This is a genomic window from Helcococcus sp. SA-HE-C1, assembly GCF_985670335.1.
This window is the reverse complement of record NZ_OZ484652.1, coordinates 1,244,494-1,264,599: the sequence shown is the minus strand read 5'-3', so window position 1 is coordinate 1,264,599 and position 20,106 is coordinate 1,244,494. Positions and strand designations below refer to the sequence as shown.

The 20,106-nt window shown below is 29.3% G+C and carries 18 protein-coding genes and 1 other annotated feature; of the genes, 15 read left to right on the top strand and 3 right to left on the bottom strand.

What is annotated here, in order from left to right:
• Positions 1–31 precede the first annotated feature (31 nt).
• Complete coding sequence (gene lplA / locus AC4KN9_RS06545; protein WP_491017786.1) at positions 32–820, top strand: lipoate--protein ligase; 789 nt, start codon at positions 32–34, stop codon at positions 818–820.
• Positions 790–1,020, top strand: coding sequence for a lipoate protein ligase C-terminal domain-containing protein (locus AC4KN9_RS06540; RefSeq protein WP_491017785.1), 231 nt, complete (start codon positions 790–792; stop codon positions 1,018–1,020). The genes lplA and AC4KN9_RS06540 overlap by 31 nt, the downstream gene beginning before the upstream one ends.
• Before the next feature lie 324 nt (positions 1,021–1,344).
• Here AC4KN9_RS06540 and AC4KN9_RS06535 read toward each other — a convergent pair whose 3' ends face one another.
• Positions 1,345–1,866, bottom strand: a complete 522-nt coding sequence (locus AC4KN9_RS06535; RefSeq protein WP_491017784.1) for a purine nucleoside phosphorylase YfiH/LACC1 family protein — start codon at positions 1,864–1,866, stop codon at positions 1,345–1,347.
• Between the two features lie 132 nt (positions 1,867–1,998).
• On the opposite strand from AC4KN9_RS06535, the gene AC4KN9_RS06530 reads away from it, so the two are divergent.
• The 10 genes from AC4KN9_RS06530 (at position 1,999) to AC4KN9_RS06485 (ending at position 13,109) form a co-directional block, all read left to right on the top strand.
• Complete coding sequence (locus tag AC4KN9_RS06530) at positions 1,999–2,772, top strand: rhodanese-like domain-containing protein (RefSeq protein ID WP_491017783.1); 774 nt, start codon at positions 1,999–2,001, stop codon at positions 2,770–2,772.
• Positions 2,773–2,952: 180 nt separating this feature from the next.
• Positions 2,953–4,296 (top strand): magnesium transporter, encoded by a 1,344-nt coding sequence (gene mgtE / locus AC4KN9_RS06525; RefSeq protein WP_491017782.1) that lies wholly within the window; start codon positions 2,953–2,955, stop codon positions 4,294–4,296.
• A 9-nt stretch (positions 4,297–4,305) separates the two neighbouring features.
• Positions 4,306–4,935, top strand: coding sequence for a magnesium transporter MgtE N-terminal domain-containing protein (locus tag AC4KN9_RS06520; RefSeq protein WP_491017781.1), 630 nt, complete (start codon positions 4,306–4,308; stop codon positions 4,933–4,935).
• A complete protein-coding gene (gene mgtE / locus AC4KN9_RS06515) occupies positions 4,901–5,647 on the top strand; it encodes a magnesium transporter (protein WP_491017780.1) in 747 nt (248 codons plus the stop codon). Before AC4KN9_RS06520 ends, mgtE (AC4KN9_RS06515) begins: the two co-directional genes overlap by 35 nt.
• 9 nt (positions 5,648–5,656) lie before the next feature.
• Entirely contained in the window at positions 5,657–6,940 is a 1,284-nt protein-coding gene (gene murA, locus AC4KN9_RS06510; RefSeq protein ID WP_491017779.1) for a UDP-N-acetylglucosamine 1-carboxyvinyltransferase, read from the top strand.
• Positions 6,937–9,156, top strand: coding sequence for an SF1B family DNA helicase RecD2 (gene recD2 / locus AC4KN9_RS06505; RefSeq protein WP_491017778.1), 2,220 nt, complete (start codon positions 6,937–6,939; stop codon positions 9,154–9,156). The genes murA and recD2 overlap by 4 nt, the downstream gene beginning before the upstream one ends.
• Positions 9,137–9,778 carry a ComF family protein gene (locus AC4KN9_RS06500; RefSeq protein ID WP_491017777.1) on the top strand — a complete coding sequence of 214 codons (642 nt, stop codon included), beginning with the start codon at positions 9,137–9,139 and terminating at the stop codon, positions 9,776–9,778. Before recD2 ends, AC4KN9_RS06500 begins: the two co-directional genes overlap by 20 nt.
• A gap of 2 nt (positions 9,779–9,780) precedes the next feature.
• Positions 9,781–10,806: a threonine aldolase family protein gene (locus AC4KN9_RS06495; RefSeq protein WP_491017776.1), complete on the top strand. Its 1,026-nt coding sequence runs from the start codon at positions 9,781–9,783 to the stop codon at positions 10,804–10,806.
• A gap of 148 nt (positions 10,807–10,954) precedes the next feature.
• A complete protein-coding gene (locus tag AC4KN9_RS06490) occupies positions 10,955–11,854 on the top strand; it encodes an ABC transporter ATP-binding protein (protein ID WP_491017775.1) in 900 nt (299 codons plus the stop codon).
• Position 11,855: 1 nt separating this feature from the next.
• Positions 11,856–13,109, top strand: coding sequence for an ABC transporter permease (locus AC4KN9_RS06485; protein WP_491017774.1), 1,254 nt, complete (start codon positions 11,856–11,858; stop codon positions 13,107–13,109).
• A gap of 54 nt (positions 13,110–13,163) precedes the next feature.
• On the opposite strand, the gene AC4KN9_RS06480 is transcribed toward AC4KN9_RS06485, so the two are convergent.
• Positions 13,164–14,012: a YihY/virulence factor BrkB family protein gene (locus tag AC4KN9_RS06480; protein WP_491017773.1), complete on the bottom strand. Its 849-nt coding sequence runs from the start codon at positions 14,010–14,012 to the stop codon at positions 13,164–13,166.
• A 216-nt stretch (positions 14,013–14,228) separates the two neighbouring features.
• Positions 14,229–14,466: a binding site (T-box leader), on the top strand.
• 57 nt (positions 14,467–14,523) lie between these two features.
• Between AC4KN9_RS06480 and AC4KN9_RS06475 the strand changes: the two genes are divergently transcribed.
• Genes AC4KN9_RS06475 through pepF form a run of 3 tightly spaced genes read left to right on the top strand, consistent with a single transcriptional unit; the run spans position 14,524 to position 18,661 of the window.
• Positions 14,524–16,077 (top strand): ABC transporter substrate-binding protein/permease, encoded by a 1,554-nt coding sequence (locus tag AC4KN9_RS06475; RefSeq protein ID WP_491017772.1) that lies wholly within the window; start codon positions 14,524–14,526, stop codon positions 16,075–16,077.
• Positions 16,078–16,085: 8 nt separating this feature from the next.
• Positions 16,086–16,808 (top strand): amino acid ABC transporter ATP-binding protein, encoded by a 723-nt coding sequence (locus tag AC4KN9_RS06470; RefSeq protein WP_491017771.1) that lies wholly within the window; start codon positions 16,086–16,088, stop codon positions 16,806–16,808.
• Positions 16,809–16,858: 50 nt separating this feature from the next.
• A complete protein-coding gene (pepF, locus tag AC4KN9_RS06465) occupies positions 16,859–18,661 on the top strand; it encodes an oligoendopeptidase F (protein WP_491017770.1) in 1,803 nt (600 codons plus the stop codon).
• Between the two features lie 194 nt (positions 18,662–18,855).
• Here the strand turns inward: pepF and AC4KN9_RS06460 are convergent, their stop codons facing one another.
• Positions 18,856–20,073, bottom strand: a complete 1,218-nt coding sequence (locus tag AC4KN9_RS06460; protein ID WP_491017769.1) for an FprA family A-type flavoprotein — start codon at positions 20,071–20,073, stop codon at positions 18,856–18,858.
• Positions 20,074–20,106 lie beyond the last annotated feature (33 nt).

Sequence of the window (20,106 nt, the reverse complement as noted above, 5' to 3'; positions counted from 1 at the left end):
ATTTATGATAATAAATATATAGGGAGGTAGAATGATATATCTAGAATCAAAATCAAATGATCCAGCATATAATACAGCTCTTGAATTGTACGCTTTTAATGAATTGGCAAAAGAGGATAATGTATTTTTCCTTTGGATAAACCAACCTTGTATCGTTGTTGGGAAAAATCAAAATACAAGAGAAGAAGTTGATCAAGATTATTGTGATTCACATGGAATTAAAATCGTAAGAAGAGTAAGTGGTGGTGGTGCAGTTTATCATGACTATAATAATTTGAATTACACAATAATATCAAATGAAGAAAATGGTGAAAAATTCAACTTTAAGTCTATGAGTCAACCAGTACTAGATTCTCTTGCAGAAATGGGAGTAAATGCTGAATTTACAGGCAGAAATGATCTACAAATTGGAGATAGAAAGTTCTGTGGTAATGCTCAATATATTAAAGGAAATCGTGTTATGCATCATGGATGCATGATGTTTGATGTGGATTTGAGTGTTTTATCAAAAGCTTTAACAGTATCAAAAGATAAAATTGAATCTAAAGGTAAAAAATCTGTAAGAGCAAGAGTTACAAATATTAAAGAACATTTACCTGATGAAAGTTTTACTGTTAAAGATTTCTTAAATAAATTAAGAACTTTTATGGATGAAAAATATAATATGAAAGAGTATCATTTAACAGAAGAAGATGAAAAAGAGTCCAAGAAATTATGGATAAAAAAAATAATTCATGGGATTGGGTTTATGGAAGTAATCCTGAATTTACAGTTCAAAGAAATAGAAGATTGCCATCTGGAAAAGTCGAGGCTAATATAAACGTAATAAAAGGTGTGATTGAAAATGTTAAGTTTTATGGAGATTTCTTTGGTGTAAGAGATGTTCAAGAATTGTCAGACCTACTAAAGGGCGTGACATACGATAGAAGATTTATAGAAGCTGTTATAAATCAAATTCATATAGACGATTATTTTATGAATGTAACAAATGAAGAAGCAATTGATATATTGGTAGATTAGAAAATCAAGACTTGGTAAAATTTTGTATATAGAAACCTCCTGATTAGTGTAAAGAAAACTAATAAGGAGGAATTTTTATGCCAAGAAAGAGAGCAGAAACAAAGTTAAACAAAATATCTAACTATTAATCATAGTTATAATAGAGTTGAGCATATAATTTTCGCCTTCTTTTCTTGCTGAATGAAGTAAGTTACTCGTATACGTAGAGTCCCTACATATTTCAATATTTTCTTTTTTTATACCTAATTCTAATAATAAATAATAATTTGCGTCTATCACACTTAATTGATATTTATCAGAAGAATTTTTCTTAAAAAATTTTTCTCAATCATTAAAATGCTTAAAAGCTTCATATACTTCAACGCCCACTTCATAATTATTAATATCTATAGATGGCCCAAGATATACTAAAATATTTTCCTTTTTACAATCAAACTCGCCTATCATTTTATTTATCCCATTTTCAACAATTTTTTTAACTGTACTTTTCCAACCGCTATGTATGACACATTGTACTTTATTTATCGGATCAAAAAGTACAATCGGGGTACAGTCTGCAAACGTTATTAAAAGAGCTATGTTTGGAATATTCGTGATTAGTCCGTCGGTATCTTCGAAAAATTTACCGACAAAATTTTTAATACCAGTTTTTCCATTACAATATTCAATATTATTGCCATGTATCTGATTTGCAAAATATATTTCGCAAGGATCAATATTCATTTTAGAGAGAGTAAAATGTATATACCTATTAAAATTTTCAGAGTTTTTATCTTTGTGGAAATCAAACTCATTACCTATTATTAAATTTGATAAACCATTATTTTTTAGTATGATAGATTGCAATTTATCCTCCATGTAGTATTTTATCTAAATTATATCATACGACTATCAATTTTATATATAGGTCATTTCTGATTTGACTATAATCAATAATATGATATAATTGTCAAATATAAAAATTAAAAAGGAGAAATTATGAAAAAAATATTATCTACTTTACTAGCAATTATTCTAATATTTACTTTAGTTGCTTGTGGAGACAACAAAAAAACAAATAAAGATAAAGGTAACACAAAGTCAGAAACTATTCTTGAGTCAAAAGGAGAACAAAAAGACAACAAGAAAAAAGATGAAACAAAACAAGAAAAAAAAGATGATAAATCAACTACAGGTGAGTTAGATTATATGTCAATAGCTATTACATCTAATTTAGTTGTCGCAAATCAAGGAGACAAACAAGATCTATATGCTTTAAAGGCTAAAAATGAACCAACTCTATCAGAAGGATTTAAGTATGAATTTAAATTTAATCCTACAAACTTGAAATACGCAAATCCTAGTGAAAAAGATCCTGATGATTTGAAACTAATTGAAGTAGAAAAAGCTGAAATTTTAGGTAAGGAAATAGGATATACTATTACCGGAGAAGTTGCAAAAAAAGTTATTGATAAATTAGATAGCAACAATAAAGCTATAGTTTTAGATACAAGATCAAAAGAAGAATATGCAAAAGGACATATTGATGATGCTATAAATGTTCCGGAAGATATTATTAAAAAAATATCTAAAGACGCTAATCTAGAAAGTTTAGGATTAGGAAAAGTTAATAGAAAGTCTATTGTTATAGTTATTGGTGATCAAGCTAAGAACAAAGAATTGGCTAAAAAACTATACGATTTATTAGGTGTAAATGTAATATTAGATGCTGGTTCAATGAAAGATTATAAAGGTGAATTAGAAAGAAACTAATCGTTTTATTTATAGTACTAAAATAAAATTTAAGCTTTAAGCTAGGTTTTTAAAATATAAATTAATATATTACAAAATCAAGACTCTGAATTTTAAAAATTTAGAGTCTTTTTTGGTTTACTTTTTTAAAATTCTTCAATATATGGTATTATTTATAGTAAGTGAAATAGTGAGGTAACTATGAATAATGAAAAAATAAATGAGCTAATAACTCTTTTAGAGAATAATAAATATACTCTATTAAAAGAAGAGTTAATCAAATATAATGAGGCTGATATAGCAGAGTTTTTAGAAGAAATCGATGAGATTGAAGCTCTTGCAATATTTAGACTCTTACCAGAACAAGAAGCGATAGAGACTTTTTCCTTTTTAGATAGTGAAGTACAAGAAAGTTTTATTGCTTCCATGACAAAAGCTGAAACAGTAGAATTAGTAGATAAAATGTATATTGACGATATGGTCGATGTTATTGAAGAAATGCCGGATACTATTGTTAGAAAAATAATGAGAAATGCTGATGGGGAAAAACGTGGTTTAATTAATCAATATCTAAGTTATCCGAAGCAATCTGCAGGGTCGATAATGACGGCCACATATATTTCTATAAAAGAAGAAAAAACTGTTGGTCAAATTATTAAAAGGCTTAGAAAAATTAAGGATATGGATGAGACGTTTTATACTCTTTATACAACTGATGATAATATGGTGTTAAAGGGGTATATAGAAGTAAGAGACCTTTTAATAAATGATCCAGATACAAAAGTAAGTGATATTATAAATGAAAATATCATTTACGCAACTACAACAGACGATCAAGAGTATGCTGCAAAGCTTTTAGATAAATATGAATTTTTAACTCTTCCAGTAGTAGATCATGAAAAAAAACTTGTCGGAGTTATAACATTTGATGATGCCTTAAAGGTTCTTTCTGAAGAAGCTGAAGAGGACTTCCAAAAAATGGCGGGTATGTCTCCAAATGAGAAAAAGTATATGGATATTAGTGTATTTGATTTAGCTAAACAAAGAATGGCTTGGTTAATTATACTTTTATTTTCAGCATCACTCTCTCAGTTAGTTATAGATAGTTTCAATGATATTATTACAGTCGTTACAGGTCTTATTGCATTTATGCCAATGCTTTCTGACTCAGCAGGTAATGCAGGTTCTCAAGCATCTACCACTATTATCCGTGGTCTTTCTTTAGGAGAGATAGAAGTTAAAGATACTCCAAAAGTACTATTTAAGGAATTTTTAATAGCACTTATGGCAGGGGGTGGATTAGCTATAGTGAATTTCTTTAGGGTGATTTTATTTACACCTGGTGAAATGACTATGGCATTTGTAGTATCTATATCTCTATTAATAACCATCGTGTTATCTAAAATGTTTGGTGCTTTATTGCCGATTATAGCTACCAAAATAAAAGTAGATCCGACTATAATGGCTGCTCCATTACTAACTACAATCGTTGACTCAATGTCGTTATTTATATATTTTACAATAGCGAAATTAATTATTCTTTAGGGGGTTAAGATGAATGATAAAAAATTAAAAGAATTATTGCATCTACTCGAATCAAAGAAAATTAAAGAATTGAGAGATGAATTATTAAAATTTGAACAAGCCGATATTGCTGATTTTCTAGAAAAAATGGGTAAAATTGAATCACTAGCTATTTTTAGAATACTTCCAAAGGATGTAGCTGCTGAAGTTTTCGCACATTTTGATGTAGACGATCAAGAAAGATTATTAAACGCCATGACAAATGTAGAATTAACAGATATTGTTGATAAGCTATACATAGATGACGTCGTTGATATGTTGGAAGAATTACCGGCGAGTGTCATAAAAAAAGTCATGAGGGAAATCAATCCAGAAAAAAGAAAAATAATAAATCAATACTTGCAATACCCAGAAGAATCAGCTGGCTCAATAATGACAGCAGAATTTATAGATATTAAGAAATCTATGAAAGTTGGAGAGGCAATTCAAAAAATAAGAACCAAGGGTATGACAAGTGAAACTATATATACATTGTATATAACGGACTCTAAAAGACGATTAGAAGGATTTATCTCCATCAGAACGTTATTGATGAATGAAGAAGATGTAGTTATAGAAGATTCTGATGGAAGAAGATGTAATATTTGTCCATACAACTGATGATCAGGAGGATGTAGCTAAGTTATTCTCCAAATATGGTTTCTTAGCAATCCCTGTAGTAGATAATGAACAAAGATTAGTAGGTATCGTAACATTTGATGATGCAGTTGATGTTATGATGGAAGAGGCTACAGAAGACTTCGAGCTTATGTCAGCTATGACACCTTCAGAAAGGCCATATTTAAAATCATCAGCATTTGAAATTGCAAAGAATAGATTCTCATGGTTGTTAATACTGTTAATTACAGCGACTTTTACGGGATTTATTTTAACAAAATATGAAGATATGTTAACAGCAGTAACAGGAATTATAGCTTTTGTACCTATGATTACAGGAGCGGGTGGTAATGCTGGAGCACAATCTTCTACTATGATTATCCGTGGTTTAGCACTTGGAGAAATTGAAATTAAAGACTATGGAAAAATATTTGCTAAAGAATTAGGTACAGGAATATTAATAGGTATTGGATTAGCACTAATTAACTTCTTGAGAATATTGATTTTTGGAGGGAAGCCCTTAGTGGCATTAGCAGTTTCAATATCATTATTCTTTACAATAATCTTAGCAAAATCAATAGGTGGATTATTACCAATAGGAGCACAGTCTCTAAAACTTAATCCAGCAGTAATGGCAGCACCTTTAATAACAACAATAGTAGATACATTATCTTTATTAATCTATGTATTTTTTGTATCAATATTATTAATTTAGGGAGAAAATATGAAAGAATTTATTAGAGTTAGACCAGTAGGTCCTTTAAAGGGGGTTGTGCAAATAGATGGTGCAAAAAATTCAGCCCTCAAGCTTTTGGCAGCAACATTACTTACTAAAGAAGAAGTTATTATTTCAAATTTACCATTATTAGAAGATGTGAAAGTAATGTTTGACGTACTAAAATATTTAGGATCTAAAATAGAAAAAGTTGGAGAAGGCAGTTATAAAATAAAAAATGACGATATTAACGACTATATAACACCGACAAAATTAATGAATAAGATGAGAGCATCATTTATTGTTACAGGGCCCTTGTTATCAAGGTTCAATAAAGCTATTTCATATATGCCAGGTGGATGTAGTATAGGTGCTAGACCAGTTGACTTACACTTAAAAGGTTTTGAAGCATTAGGTGCAACAGTTCATATTGGAATTGATGCGATTGATGTAAGTGTATCAAAGGGAGAACTTAAGGGTGCGTATGTGTATTTAGATTTTCCTTCTGTTGGTGCGACTGAAAATATTTTAATGGCAGCAGTATTAGCAGATGGTGTTACTACAATAGACAATGCTGCACAAGAACCAGAAATTACTGATTTAGCAAATTTCTTAAATAAATTAGGTGCTAAAATTAGAGGTGCAGGTACAAAAACAATAATTATCACTGGTGTTAAAGAATTAAAAGGTGGAGAACACTCCGTAATGCCTGATAGAATTGAAGCAGCGACATACCTAATTGCTGGAGCGATTACTAAAGGAGATGTTACGGTTAAGAATGTAGTTGCAGCACATCTAAGACCAATAATTGCTAAATTGAGGGAAATAGGATGTGAGATAAGTGTAAATGATGATGAAGATGAGGTAAGAGTCACAGTAAAAGATAAATTAAAAGCAACAAATATTAAAACGCTTCCTTATCCAGGGTTACCTACAGACGTTCAATCTCAATTTATGACACTTTTAACTATTTGTAATGGAGATTCAATTATAAAAGAGACTGTATTTGAAAATAGATTTATGCATGTTGAAGAGTTACAAAAAATGAAAGCTTTAATTATCACAGATGGTAACGAAGCTAGAATAATGGGGGTTAAAAATTTAGTTGGTACTAAAGTCATATCTACAGATTTAAGAGCTGGGGTTTCGTGTATTCTAGCAGGATTGGTAGCAGAGGGAGAGACAGAAGTATACGAAACATATCATATTTATAGAGGATATAATGATGTAATCAATAAGTTTAAATCTTTGGGAGCAGATTTAGAAGTCGTGGAATATGAGGAAGCAAAATGATAGACACCAAAGGTAGTGTTATAGATATAATATATAGAAGTGAAATAACTTCATATAGTATTTTTAAGCTTGAGACTGAAGATGGAGATATCACTGTAGTAGGTAATACTTTAAATCTTGAAATTGGAGATTTTTTAAGAGTATCAGGCGAAATTGTATATCATAATGATTATGGTGAACAAATAAAATTAAATAATTATGAGAAGATTATGCCGAATACAGTGTTAGAAATTGAAAGATACCTGGGTTCAGGCATAATTTCGCAAATAAAGAAAAAAAGAGCAAAACAAATAGTTAAAGCATTTGGAGAAGATACACTGGATATCATCTTAAATACTCCTGAAAGACTGCTTGAAATTAAAGGTATAGGTAAAAAATCTATAAAAAAGATTCACGATGATTTAATAAAGGCAAATGAAAGTCGAGAGATATCCATATATCTGCAAAAATTTGAATTAGGAAATAAATTAGCAGCTAAAATTTATGCAAAGTACCGTGATAGAACGATTGATGTTATTGAAAATAATCCATATACATTAGTTGATGAGGTTAAGGGAATTGGATTTCCAACAGCAGATAAAATCGCTAAAATTATTGGAATTGCCCCTGATTCAGAATTTAGAATCAAGTCTGGAATAGCATATATATTAAATGTAAGTGAAAATAAAGACGGAAATTGCTATTTGGAGTATAAAAAATTTATAGAAAAAGCATCAAGAGAATTAAAATTAAATAGTCAATTAATAGAAGATCAGATTACAAACTTAATATTAGAAAATATTATTAAAATAGTGGAATATAATAACGAAAAAATAGTTTATGCAAGAAAAACGTATGATTCAGAAAAATATATTTCCCAAAAATTAATCTATCTTTTAGAAGAGAAAAAAATAATTGCAAATATTGATGTGGATGAAGAAATATCCTTTGTTGAAATGACAGAAAATATCGAATATTCAGAAACTCAAAAAGAAGCTATAAAAAAATCGATTATGGAAAAAATTCTGATTATTACAGGTGGTCCAGGTACTGGTAAAACTACAATTATTAAGGCGATTATTTCTATATTGAATAATAAGAGAATTAACTTCACTCTTTGTGCTCCAACTGGTAGAGCGGCAAAAAGAATGGAAGAATCTACCGGATATAAAGCATCCACTATACACAGATTACTTGGATATAGAAGTGCTGAGGACGAGGAAATTGCAATATTTATAAATGAAGAAAATCCTATAGAAACTGATGTTTTGATAATAGATGAGGTTTCTATGGTAGATTTACACTTGATGGAAAATTTATTAAAAGCACTACAAAACAATACATCAATAATATTTGTTGGAGACAAAGACCAGTTGCCAAGTGTAGGAGTGGGGAATGTATTAAATGATATGATTCAATCAAAAATTATTCCTACAATAAAATTAGATGTTATATTCAGACAGGGTGAAGGATTGAATATTGTTAAAAATGCACATCTTATTAACAATGGAAATGCTCCCATACTCAATGAAGAGAATAAAGACTTTTTCTTTATAAATACTAGAAATGATAGAGAAACCTCAGAAATCATAGTCGATCTAGTTTCAAATAGGTTGCCAAAGTTTTATCATGTAGACTCAATGGAGGATATACAGGTCTTAACTCCAACCAAAAGAGGAATTTGTGGTGTTGATAATTTAAATAGTATGATGCAAGAACGTCTAAATCCTATTGAGTTTAATAAATCAGAAATTAAGCAAGGTAATACTATTTTTAGAGATGGCGACAAAATTATGCAAGTGAAAAATAATTATGAAATAGAATTGAAGGATAATTTCTTAAATAAATTTGTTGGAGTGTTTAATGGAGATATGGGGAAAATAAAGGCGACATTTCCCCAAAACAAATCTATGGAAGTTGATTTTGATGACAAAGTTGCAGAATACAAATCTGCAGAGATAAATGAATTATCATTGGCTTATGCTACGACAATTCATAAATCTCAAGGTTCAGAATTTCCAATTGTTATTATACCTATGGCATCAGCACCCCACATGCTTTTAACTAGAAACATTTTATATACGGCGATAACTAGGGGCAAATCAGCGGTGATTTTAGTGGGAGATATACAGATAATGAATAAAATGATTGAAAATAATAATTTTGGAAGGAGAAATTCAACCTTAGATTATTATTTGATAGAAGGGAAAAAGAGATATGATCAAGGGATTAACTGATTATCTATTTTATTCAAATGAATATTGTAAAATATGTTTAAATGAAAAGAGTAAGTCAAACATTTGTAAAAATTGCATTGAAAGATTGGAATTTATAGCTTCTAATAGGAAGTTAGAATTAGGTACTTGCTATTATCCACTATTTTATAATAACTTCATAAGAGAGATAATTAGAAAATTTAAGTATGAAAAAGCAACTTATTTGGTACACCCTTTAGCTGAAATTTTGTATAAGTTTTATAAATCACTAAATTTAGAGTTTGATTATATAAGTTATGTACCTATGTATGCAGATGACGAGTATGAAAGAGGGTATAATCAATCATATTATCTAGCAGAAGAATTTTCAAAACTATCGGGTATTAAGTTGATAAATATAGTAAATAAAATTAAAAAGACAAAACATCAAAACAAAATAGACAGAAATGAAAGAACTAAAAACCTATCGGAAAGTTTTAAGATAATAAAGGGAATGAATATAAATGGATTTAGGGTTCTCATAATAGATGATTTAGTAACTACGGGATTTACATTGAATATTATTTCAAATGTAATAAATGATACATATAATTTGGAATTAACGTTTATGGCAATTACTTCAAGTAAAGTAGAGGGTGAATAAAAATGATAAGCTTTTATAATGATTATAACGAAATAGGACATCCAGATATAATAAGTGAGATAGTAAAATTACAAGATGAAAAATTTATCGGATACTCAGAAGACGTACAGTGTGATTTGGCTAGAAAACTGTTGAGTGAAAAATTAGAAAATAAAGAATTACATATACACTTTCTGCATTCTGGTACCATGGCCAATATTTTAGGTATATTATTTTCTACGAAAAGGTATGAATCCGTAATATCAGCGAATACTGGACATATTATTAATACAGAAAATGGTGCGATTGAAGGGACTGGATTGCAAATTATTCAAGTACAAGAGGAAAATGGAAAAGTTACAGTAAAAGCTGTGGAAGATGCAATAAAAAGACAAAAACCAGAATACGCATCAAAGCCTGGAGTTGTATACATTTCTAACGCTACAGAACTAGGAACAATTTATAAAAAATCAGAGTTAGAATCCCTATATGAATGCTGTAAAAGAAACGGACTTTATCTATATATGGATGGTGCAAGAATAGGGACGGCATTAATGTCAGAACAAGCAGACTATGATTTTAAGGATTTACCTAAATTTACGGATATATTTACCATTGGTGGAAATAAAAATGGTTGTATGTTTGGAGAAGCTTTAATAATTGTAAATAAAGATTTGCAACATAATTATGAAAAAAGGCTAATAAAACAGAAGGGAGCATTATTAGCAAAAGGGTTTTTGCTCGGAATTCAATTTAGAAAAATGTTTGAAGAAAATTTATTTTTTGATAATGCTAAACATGCTGTAAATATGGCAAAAAGATTATCAGAGATATTTGTATCTAATGGAATATCATTGAAATACGAAACAGAATCAAATCTAGTATTTGTAGAATTGCCACTTGAAGTGCATGAAAAAATCTCAAAAAAATTCGTATATGATGCTGTTCAAGATTTTAATGTAAACTATCTGAAATGCAGATTTGTAACAACATGGAATACAAAACTAAAAGAAATAAAAGAACTTGGGAATATACTGAAAGATTTGTAATATATATATATATATATTATAATCGTTATGGTATAAAATTATTTATTATTTAGAAAAGCTGAAGCAATATTACAGTTTTGTATGATTTATAATTGGGTAGAAATAAATATATAAGAATATAAAAAGACAAAACAATGGAGGCATGCACATGAAATTAGAATTAAGAGGCATTAACAAGAGTTTTGGAAAAACACAGATACTTCATGATGTATCATTTGAAGTAGAAAAAGGTAAAGCTATGGGCTTTTTAGGTAGAAATGGAGCCGGAAAGACAACAACAATTAGAATCTTAATGGATGTTTTTAGAGCTGATAGTGGAGAGATATTATTAAATGGGAAGCCATTTAATCAGATGGACTACAAAATAGGATACCTACCAGAAGTTAGAGGTATGTATGATAAAATTTCTGTTATTGATCAACTCGTATATTTCGGTGAACTAAAAGGAATGAATAAAAAAGATGCTAGAGAATCTGCTATGGCAGGATTGGAAAGAATGGAGTTATCGGAATATGCAAATAAAAAATTAGAGACACTTTCTAAAGGTAATCAGCAAAAAGTTCAAATCTTACAAGCAGTGATAAATGATCCGGATATTGTAATATTCGACGAACCATTCAGTGGTCTATATCCTGTAAACTCACAAGTACTCAAGGATATTATTTTAGAATTTATAGAAAAAGAAAGAATAGTTATTTTCTCATCTCATCAAATGAGCCAAGTAGAACAATTTTGTCATGATGTAACATTCATTAGAAAAGGGAAAATAATAAAAACTGGAAATCTTGAAGCGATAAAATCTGAAAAGGGTGCAAACACATATGTACTTTCCAGCAAAACTGAAAATGTAAAAGATATATTACTTCAGTTAAATGGTGTTAAAGAAGTTGTTTTTAGTAAAGATAATCTAATGATTGATGTAGAGGAAGGTTATGATTCAAATAGACTTCTTCAAGATATATTAAATGCTAACATTAAAGTAATAAGTTTTGAACCGTTTAGACCAAATCTAGAAGAAATATTTATAGATTTAGATAAGGAGCAATAATATGAGACAATTTTTTAATGTATTTAAATTTGAATTGAGTCAAAAATTAAAACAAAAAACATTTATAATATCAACTGTGATAATGGCATTAGTTGTTTTTGGGATTACTTTTATACCAAGATTTTCAAACTCAGGTTCAGATTTAGAAGATGATAAACCTTCAACATCTCAATCAGAGAAAAATGAAAAGGAAAAAACTGAAAAAAAAGATTTACTTTTAATTTATGATGGAGAAGTTAGTGAATCCACAAAAAAAGCTATTAATGAACATTTTAAGGTTATAGAAGTTAAATCTGAGGAAGAGATAAAACAAAAAATAAATAATAAAGAAGCAAAATTAGGAGCAGTGATTCACGGAGATTTAAAAGCTAAGGCATACAGTTCAGCAACTGGACTTTCTCAAGTCGAACGAAATGAATTAAAACATGTTCTTGAACATAATTACAAATATAATATAGCACTAAAAGAGGCTGGAATATCAGTGGAAACATTTGATTCCATTGTTAATACAATGGCAGATATTGAAACCGTACCATTAGGAAAAAATCAAATAGCGGGATTCGTATTATCATACGCTGCGATGATGATTCTTTATTTTACAATATTGATGAATGGTCAGCTTATAGCTATGGATGTTGCGAAAGAAAAATCATCTAGAGCAATGGAAATTTTAATTACAAATGTTAAAGCAAAATATTTAATAATAGGTAAGGTTATATCAGGTTTTGTAGCGACATTAATTAATTTCTTCGTTATTGGATTAAGTGGATACATTGGATATTTAATCAATATCAAAGGAAGCCCAGTAGTTACCCAGGTAAAGGATATTATATCTAAAAACTTATCAGCTATAGATGCAATAGTACTGCTATCATTTATTATAGTAGGTGTGATAATGTACTATTTTATATATGCGGCATTATCATCAATGGTTGAAAAGGTTGAGGATTTAAATCAGGCACTAACTCCAATTACAATTATAATAATTGCAGCGTTTATGGCACCTATGGTGTCGTTAGGTGTCCCAGATGGCTCTGTTATGAAAATAGCTTCGTATGTACCATTTTCGTCACCATTAGCAATATTCCCAAGATATCTAATGACAAATATGAAGATGACAGAAGTGTTACTATGTTTTAGTATATTATTAGTTACAACTATAATTGCAGTATTGATATCAATAAAAATGTATAGAAAAGGGACATTAAATTACGGAAATAAATTTAATTTATTTAAGATTTTTAAGAGAAAATAGAATGAAAAATGGATTGTAGTTATTTATAATTACAATCCATTTATTTATATTAAATTATTTTACCTTTATGACTTCAATGTATGTTTTTATAAAAATAGCACCAAATACTATCATTTGACATATAGTCATTAACCAAACTAAAGTAACTAGTACACTACCAAGAGATCCATAAATGCTTGGAGATTTTGTTAAAACATCATTTGTGAATCTATAGAAAAATGTAACTAACCCAATACCTATTGTTGCCACTAAAGCACCTAAAAATGATTCAAAAAAGGTAATATTTGTTTTATCATCAAAAGATGGTGAGTATTTGTATAAAAACATAAAAATTAGTATTGATAAGATAAATGGCATAATAACACCTATACCGTCCAGTAAAATATTTGATAATATATCAATTAATTCTATATTTGTTGTAAATTCTCTTAGAATGCCAATAATTTTTTCATTAAAAACGCTAAATAATAATATAACGGCTAAAAATATAATAAATAAAATGGTATAAAAAATTGAAAATATAATATCAAAAAAGGGGATTTTTGAATTACTTTCGACTTCAAATATTTGATTTAAGGTTTTCTTTAGTCCTAAAAATCCTTTAGAACCAGCAAATAAGGTGGAACCAATTGCAAAAATAGATAGTGAAGAAGATTGACTATTTAGGACATTTTCAATTATAGGGTTAAACAAATTCTTAATATCATTTGGTAGTTGGCTTGTTAGTCCAAACATAAAACTAGCAAAATCAGGTACTACATAAACGATAACTTGCCCCATAAACATAAGTAACGGAATAAAAGATAGCAGTAAATAATAACCCAAATAAGCGGGGGCAAATTCACTAAATCCTTCTGAATTTTTTTTAATAAAATATCTTCCAAATGATTTGACTTTATCCATAATAACTCCTTTTATAAATTATATATTACATTATAACCTAAAATCTTAAATCTTAAAAAGATAATTATATTCTAACGATGTAAAAACTTAAATTTAAGGAAATGATTATCAAAAAACATCTTTGTAAAGTATAAAAGAACGACATTTCTAAAAATATTTTTAACTGCGAAATTTTACTATTGACATTCAATTATAATATTGGTATATTGATAGATATTAAATGCGATGAAGAGAAGAGTAATTATAGTGCCTTTATTTACAGAGAGTCTAGCGAGGTGAAAGTAGACAATAAAAACTATAATGAATAAAGACTTGGAGCAGTGCTTTGGATATTTGATAGAGCAACGTTATTTGCACGTTACAGCAAAGGAGTATGATTGTACTTGCTAAGGTATGTATTGTGAAATACATATAAATTTAGGTGGTAACACGAAATTAACCCTTCGTCCTATGTCAATATTGACAGGGCGAAGTTTTTTAGTTTAAAAATAAAAAAGGATAAGGTGAATTTATGAAAAAAAAATTTATGATATATATATTAACTATATCATTTATATTTACATTTATAGTAGTATCGAATACGGAAGCGGCACCTCAAGAAAAGATACTTAGAATAGGGATGGAAGCGGCATATTCTCCATTTAATTGGACTCAAGATGATGACTCAAATGGAGCTGTTCCAATAGAGGGATCAAATACATTTGCAAATGGCTATGATGTTCAAATTGCAAAAAAAATAGCTAAACACTTAGGCATGAAACTTTTGATTGTAAAAACTGAATGGGACGGATTACTACCTTCAGTTCAGTCAGGAAAGATAGATGCGATAATAGCTGGTATGAGTCCAACGCTCGAGAGGAAAAAAGAGCTAGACTTTACTCAAAATTATTATAACTCAGAATTGGTATTAGTTACAAAAGCAAATGGAAAATACGCCAATTCAAAAAATTTCAAGGATTTAGAAGGTGCGAAAATTGTAGCACAATTAAATACTTTTCATGATAGAATGATTGATCAAATACCAAATATAACTCATGTTACACCAATGACGGATTTTTCAGCTATGAGAGTTGCCGTAGAAAGTGGAAAAGTAAATGCCTACATTGCAGAAAAACCAGAAGGTATTTCTGCAGAAAAGGCAAACAAAGCGTTTAAGATGATAGAATTAAAAAACGCTTTTAAGGTCAGTTCGGATGAAACATCTATCGCAATAGGCTTGAAAAAAGGTTCCCCATTATTAGAAAAAATGAATGAAGCCCTTTCAAAAATAACTGCTGAAGACCAAAATAAACTTATGAATGAGATGATAAATCTTGATTTGGGAATAACTCAAGATGAATCTATATGGGACATAGCAGTAAAAAATAAAGATATGTTTATATTAGGAACACTGTACACTCTATTGATTTCTTTAATAGGTACGATAATAGGACTTTTTGTAGGTATGCTCATCGGGATAATAAGGACTATACCAAAGTTAAAAAATACAATATTAGACATATTAATTGGGATATTAAAATTAATCTCAAATATATACGTACAAATAATTAGGGGTACTCCAATGATGGTTCAAGCAGTTTTATTCTATTATGGATTACAACTATTTTATGGTGTATCATTTTCTCCATTACAATCTGCTTTTATAGTTGTTTCTATAAATACTGGTGCATATATGGCAGAAGTAGTAAGAGGTGGTATAAATTCTATTCATAAAGGACAGATTGAAGCAGCTAAAGCTATTGGTATGAATCATTTTCAAACAATGACAAATATAATCTTACCTCAAGTATTTAAGAACATTTTACCTAATGTCGGTAATGAATTTATAGTAAATATCAAGGATACCTCAGTACTTAACGTTATATCCGTACAAGAGTTATTCTTTAATACAAAATCAATTGCAGGTGCAAACTTTAAGTTTTTCCAAACATATTTTATAACATCACTAATTTATTTAATATTAACATTAAGCATTTCAGGGCTTTTAAGAATGTTTGAGAAGAAATTAGAGGGAAGTGGTTCGTATATAAAAGTAAAAACTGACAATTTATCAAGTGGAAATTAGGAGGGGAAATGAGTATATTAGAAATTAAAAATTTACACAAATATTTTGGTTCAAATGAAGTCTTAAAGGGTATTGATTTTCACGTAAATGAAGGGGAAGTAATTACTTTAATAGGTTCATCAGGATTTGGAAAATCAACACTACTAAGGTGCTTAAATCTACTTGAAGAGCCAAATGGAGGAGAAATAATTTTTGATGGAAAAAATATTCTTACCGATAAGACAAATCAAAATGAACATAGAAAAAATCTCGGCATGGTATTTCAGGAGTTTAATTTATTTAATAATATGAACGTTTTAAAAAACTGTACAATAGGTCAAACTAAAGTGCTAAAAAGACCAATTAAAGAGGCTACAGAAAAAGCTAAACATTACCTAAATTTAGTAGGAATGTCAGAATATCAAAATGCGATGCCATCTCAACTTTCAGGTGGACAAAAACAAAGAGTGGCTATTGCGAGAGCTTTAGCGATGGAACCAAAACTGATGCTATTTGATGAGCCTACCTCAGCACTAAATCCTGAAATGGTATCAGAAGTACTGAATACGATGAAACAATTAGCTGAATTAGGATTCACTATGGTTGTCGTAACACATGAAATGGAATTTGCAAGACAAGTCTCAGATAGAGTTATTTTTATGGAAAAAGGAATTATATTAGAGGATCTCGAGCCAGAAATTATGTTTACAAACCCTAAACATCAAAGAACAAGAGATTTCTTAAAAATATAATTAAAAATGTAGTTAAAGGTACAATCAGTATTAATAATAGAGGAGTGAAAATGAAAAGATCAGAAGTACAAGAAAAACAAACATGGGATTTGACACAATTATATGAAACGGAAGAAAAATATAATGAAGAAGTTGAGAAATCTAAAGAAAAAGTGGATGAATTTGTTGAAAAGTACAAAGGTAAAATAAATTCGTTAGAAGTATTAAATAAATCAATTAAGGATTTTGCAGAAATCAATGCATTATTTTCTAGGCTTGGAGCATACGCATATTTGGATGTGGAAACTGATGCTATGGATGAAACTGCAAATGTAAGGCTTGGAAAATTGTATACAAATTTTGCAAAATATAATGCGAAATTAAGTTTTTATACAAATGAGGTTCAAGAATTGGATACAAAAACTTTAGAAGAAGCTGGAAAAGTAGAATATAATAAGGCTTTTATTGAATCAGTATTAAACAATAAAAAATACAGCCTTGATACAAAAGTAGAATCAGCTTTAAGTACATTGTCACAGACATTGTCATTTCCTTATAACTTATACAATACTACTAAGTTAAAGGATATTGCATTTCCAGATTTTCAAGCAAATGGTCAAAAGCACAAGCTATCATATAACTTATATGAAGACGGTCTGGATGGTTCGGAAGTTGCAGAAATTAGAAGAAACTCATTTAAGATATTTACTGAAACATTAAGAAAATATCAACATACAACAGCGGCCACCTATAATGCACAAGTACAAAAAGAAAAATCGTTATCAGATTTAAGAGGACATAAATCAGTTTTTGATTATTTATTATTGGATCAAAATGTATCTATTGATTTATATAATAGACAAATTGACATTATAATGTCTGAACTTGCTCCTCATATGAGAAAATATGCAGGAATACTCAAGAGATTGGGTAAATTAGATGAGATGAAATATTCAGACTTAAAAATGGATGTAGATCCGGGATATTCACCCTCAGTAACATATGAACAAGCACAAGAATATATTTTAGATGGTTTGTCTGTTTTGGGAGAAGAATATATTTCTATAATGAAAAAAGCTTTTGATAATAGATGGATTGACTATGTAAATAACGAAGGAAAATCAACAGGGGCCTTCTGTTCATCTCCGTATGGAGCAAATGGCTACATTTTAATGACGTTTAACGAAAATATGAGCGATGTAATGACTTTAGCACACGAGCTGGGTCATGCAGGGCATTTTGAGTATACTCATAGAAATCAAAATCCATTAAATTCAAATCCTTCATTATACTTTATTGAAGCACCATCGACTACAAATGAATTAATAGTACAAAATTATTTACTAAAATTAGCAGATGATAAAAATGATTTAAGGATGAAAAGATGGATATTATCATCAATGGTTTCAAAAACATATTATCATAACTTTGTAACACACTTACTAGAAGCAGATTATCAAAGAAAAGTGTATAAGCTAGTTGATGATGGAAATCAAGTTTATGCTAATACATTAAATGATTTATATAAGGAAACTTTGGAGAATTTCTGGGGTGATGCAGTAGAACTTGAAGAAGGTTGTGAATTAACATGGATGAGACAACCTCATTATTATATGGGACTATATTCATACACTTATTCAGCAGGTTTAACAATTGGTACGCAGGTTGCAAAAAATATTGTTGAAAATGGAGAAAAAACATCTTTACAGTGGATAGAGGTCTTAAAAATGGGAGGGACTAAATCTCCGTTAGAATTAGCTAAATTAGCAGGAGTTGACGTGTCTACAGATATACCACTTAAAGAAACTATAAAATATATTGGTTCACTAATAGACGAAATTGAGCAAATAAGTAAGGAATTAGGTGAATTATAAATAAAATAATGACCACTAGTTTAACTGGTGGTCTTTTTCTACTCATATAATGAGTTTTACTGATCTAAACTCAATATATAAAATATAAATATGAAAAAACTTATATTGAATAAATCGTAAAAGAAGCTCCACAAGAAACAAAAATGGTATAACCATAATAAAAAGCCTTAGATTTCAAAATCTAAGGCTTTTTATTATAATTCTGTGTTATTAACTGATTCAACAATTTGATCAACTAATTTTTCTAATTCCGGTCTTTTTTCTTCATCAAATGATGATGAAAAACTTAATGAATCAGGATTTAGAATATTCATATTTTTCATTGATTTAAATTCATCTAACATTACTTTACCAGCTCTTGATGCCCATGAACCATTTTCTACTATAGCTATTGTTCTATTTTGTAGATTTAACATTTTCATGTCTTCTAAAACGTGGTGTACTGTTGGATAAAGTGTCATATTGTATGTTACTGATGTAAATACCATATGTGATAATCTAAATGCATCAGCAATAATGTATGATAAGTGTGTTTTTGAAGCGTCATATACTTTAACGTTTGTTATGCCTCTTTGTACCAATAGTGATGCTATCAAGTAAGCAACTTCTTCTGTATGACCATACATTGATCCGTAAACAATTAATACACCTTTTTCCTCTGGTGTATATGTTGCCCATTTTTTATACTTTTCAATTAAGGTACCTAAATTTGCTCTCCATACAGGTCCGTGTAAAGGAGCGATTTTCTGAATATCAACTTTTGAAGCCTTAGCAAGTACGTTCATAACTGGTTTACCATATTTACCTACAATATTTGTGTAATATCTTCTTGCGTGTGCCATAAATTCTCTTTCGAAGTCCAGTTCATCGTCAAATAATCTACCATCTAACAAACCGAAAGTACCAAATGCATCAGCTGAGAAAAGTACTTTTGTTGTAATGTCATAAGTCATCATTACTTCTGGCAAGTGAACCATTGGAGCTTCTACAAAAGTTAAAGTATGTTTACCTAATTCTAATGTATCACCTTCTTTTACTGCTGTGTGTGGTACATCATCAATAGGGAATCCAAAATTTCTACAAAATTCTATAGCTTTTGCTGTCATATAGTAGTGAGCATTTGGATATCTGTACATTATTTCACCTAAAGCACCAGCATAATCTGGCTCCATGTGATTTACTATAACTACATCAAGATCTCTTTCTCCTAATAAATATTCAATATTTTCTAGAAATTGTTCTGCAAATCCCCAATCTACAGTATCAAATAAACATGTTTTTTCATCTAAAATCATGTATGAATTGTATGTAACACCTTCTGGTAGTGGATGCAGATTTTCAAATCTACCTGTTTTATTATCATTAACACCGATATACCAAGTATCTTGTGCTATTTCTCTAACGTTATGCATTAATACCTCCTAATTTTTTATTACATATATATT

Bases quoted from the DNA above. Each gene is read 5' to 3' on its own strand.
- AC4KN9_RS06520 (WP_491017781.1), top strand. From the start codon at position 4,306: ATGAATGATAAAAAATTAAAAGAATTATTGCATCTACTCGAATCAAAG.
- AC4KN9_RS06475 (WP_491017772.1), top strand. From the start codon at position 14,524: ATGAAAAAAAAATTTATGATATATATATTAACTATATCATTTATATTT.
- AC4KN9_RS06485 (WP_491017774.1), top strand. From the start codon at position 11,856: ATGAGACAATTTTTTAATGTATTTAAATTTGAATTGAGTCAAAAATTA.
- recD2 (WP_491017778.1), top strand. From the start codon at position 6,937: ATGATAGACACCAAAGGTAGTGTTATAGATATAATATATAGAAGTGAA.
- pepF (WP_491017770.1), top strand. From the start codon at position 16,859: ATGAAAAGATCAGAAGTACAAGAAAAACAAACATGGGATTTGACACAA.
- AC4KN9_RS06500 (WP_491017777.1), top strand. From the start codon at position 9,137: ATGATCAAGGGATTAACTGATTATCTATTTTATTCAAATGAATATTGT.
- murA (WP_491017779.1), top strand. From the start codon at position 5,657: ATGAAAGAATTTATTAGAGTTAGACCAGTAGGTCCTTTAAAGGGGGTT.
- AC4KN9_RS06490 (WP_491017775.1), top strand. From the start codon at position 10,955: ATGAAATTAGAATTAAGAGGCATTAACAAGAGTTTTGGAAAAACACAG.
- AC4KN9_RS06480 (WP_491017773.1), bottom strand. From the start codon at position 14,012: ATGGATAAAGTCAAATCATTTGGAAGATATTTTATTAAAAAAAATTCA.
- AC4KN9_RS06530 (WP_491017783.1), top strand. From the start codon at position 1,999: ATGAAAAAAATATTATCTACTTTACTAGCAATTATTCTAATATTTACT.
- mgtE (WP_491017782.1), top strand. From the start codon at position 2,953: ATGAATAATGAAAAAATAAATGAGCTAATAACTCTTTTAGAGAATAAT.
- AC4KN9_RS06495 (WP_491017776.1), top strand. From the start codon at position 9,781: ATGATAAGCTTTTATAATGATTATAACGAAATAGGACATCCAGATATA.
- mgtE (WP_491017780.1), top strand. From the start codon at position 4,901: ATGGAAGAAGATGTAATATTTGTCCATACAACTGATGATCAGGAGGAT.
- AC4KN9_RS06470 (WP_491017771.1), top strand. From the start codon at position 16,086: ATGAGTATATTAGAAATTAAAAATTTACACAAATATTTTGGTTCAAAT.
- lplA (WP_491017786.1), top strand. From the start codon at position 32: ATGATATATCTAGAATCAAAATCAAATGATCCAGCATATAATACAGCT.
- AC4KN9_RS06460 (WP_491017769.1), bottom strand. From the start codon at position 20,073: ATGCATAACGTTAGAGAAATAGCACAAGATACTTGGTATATCGGTGTT.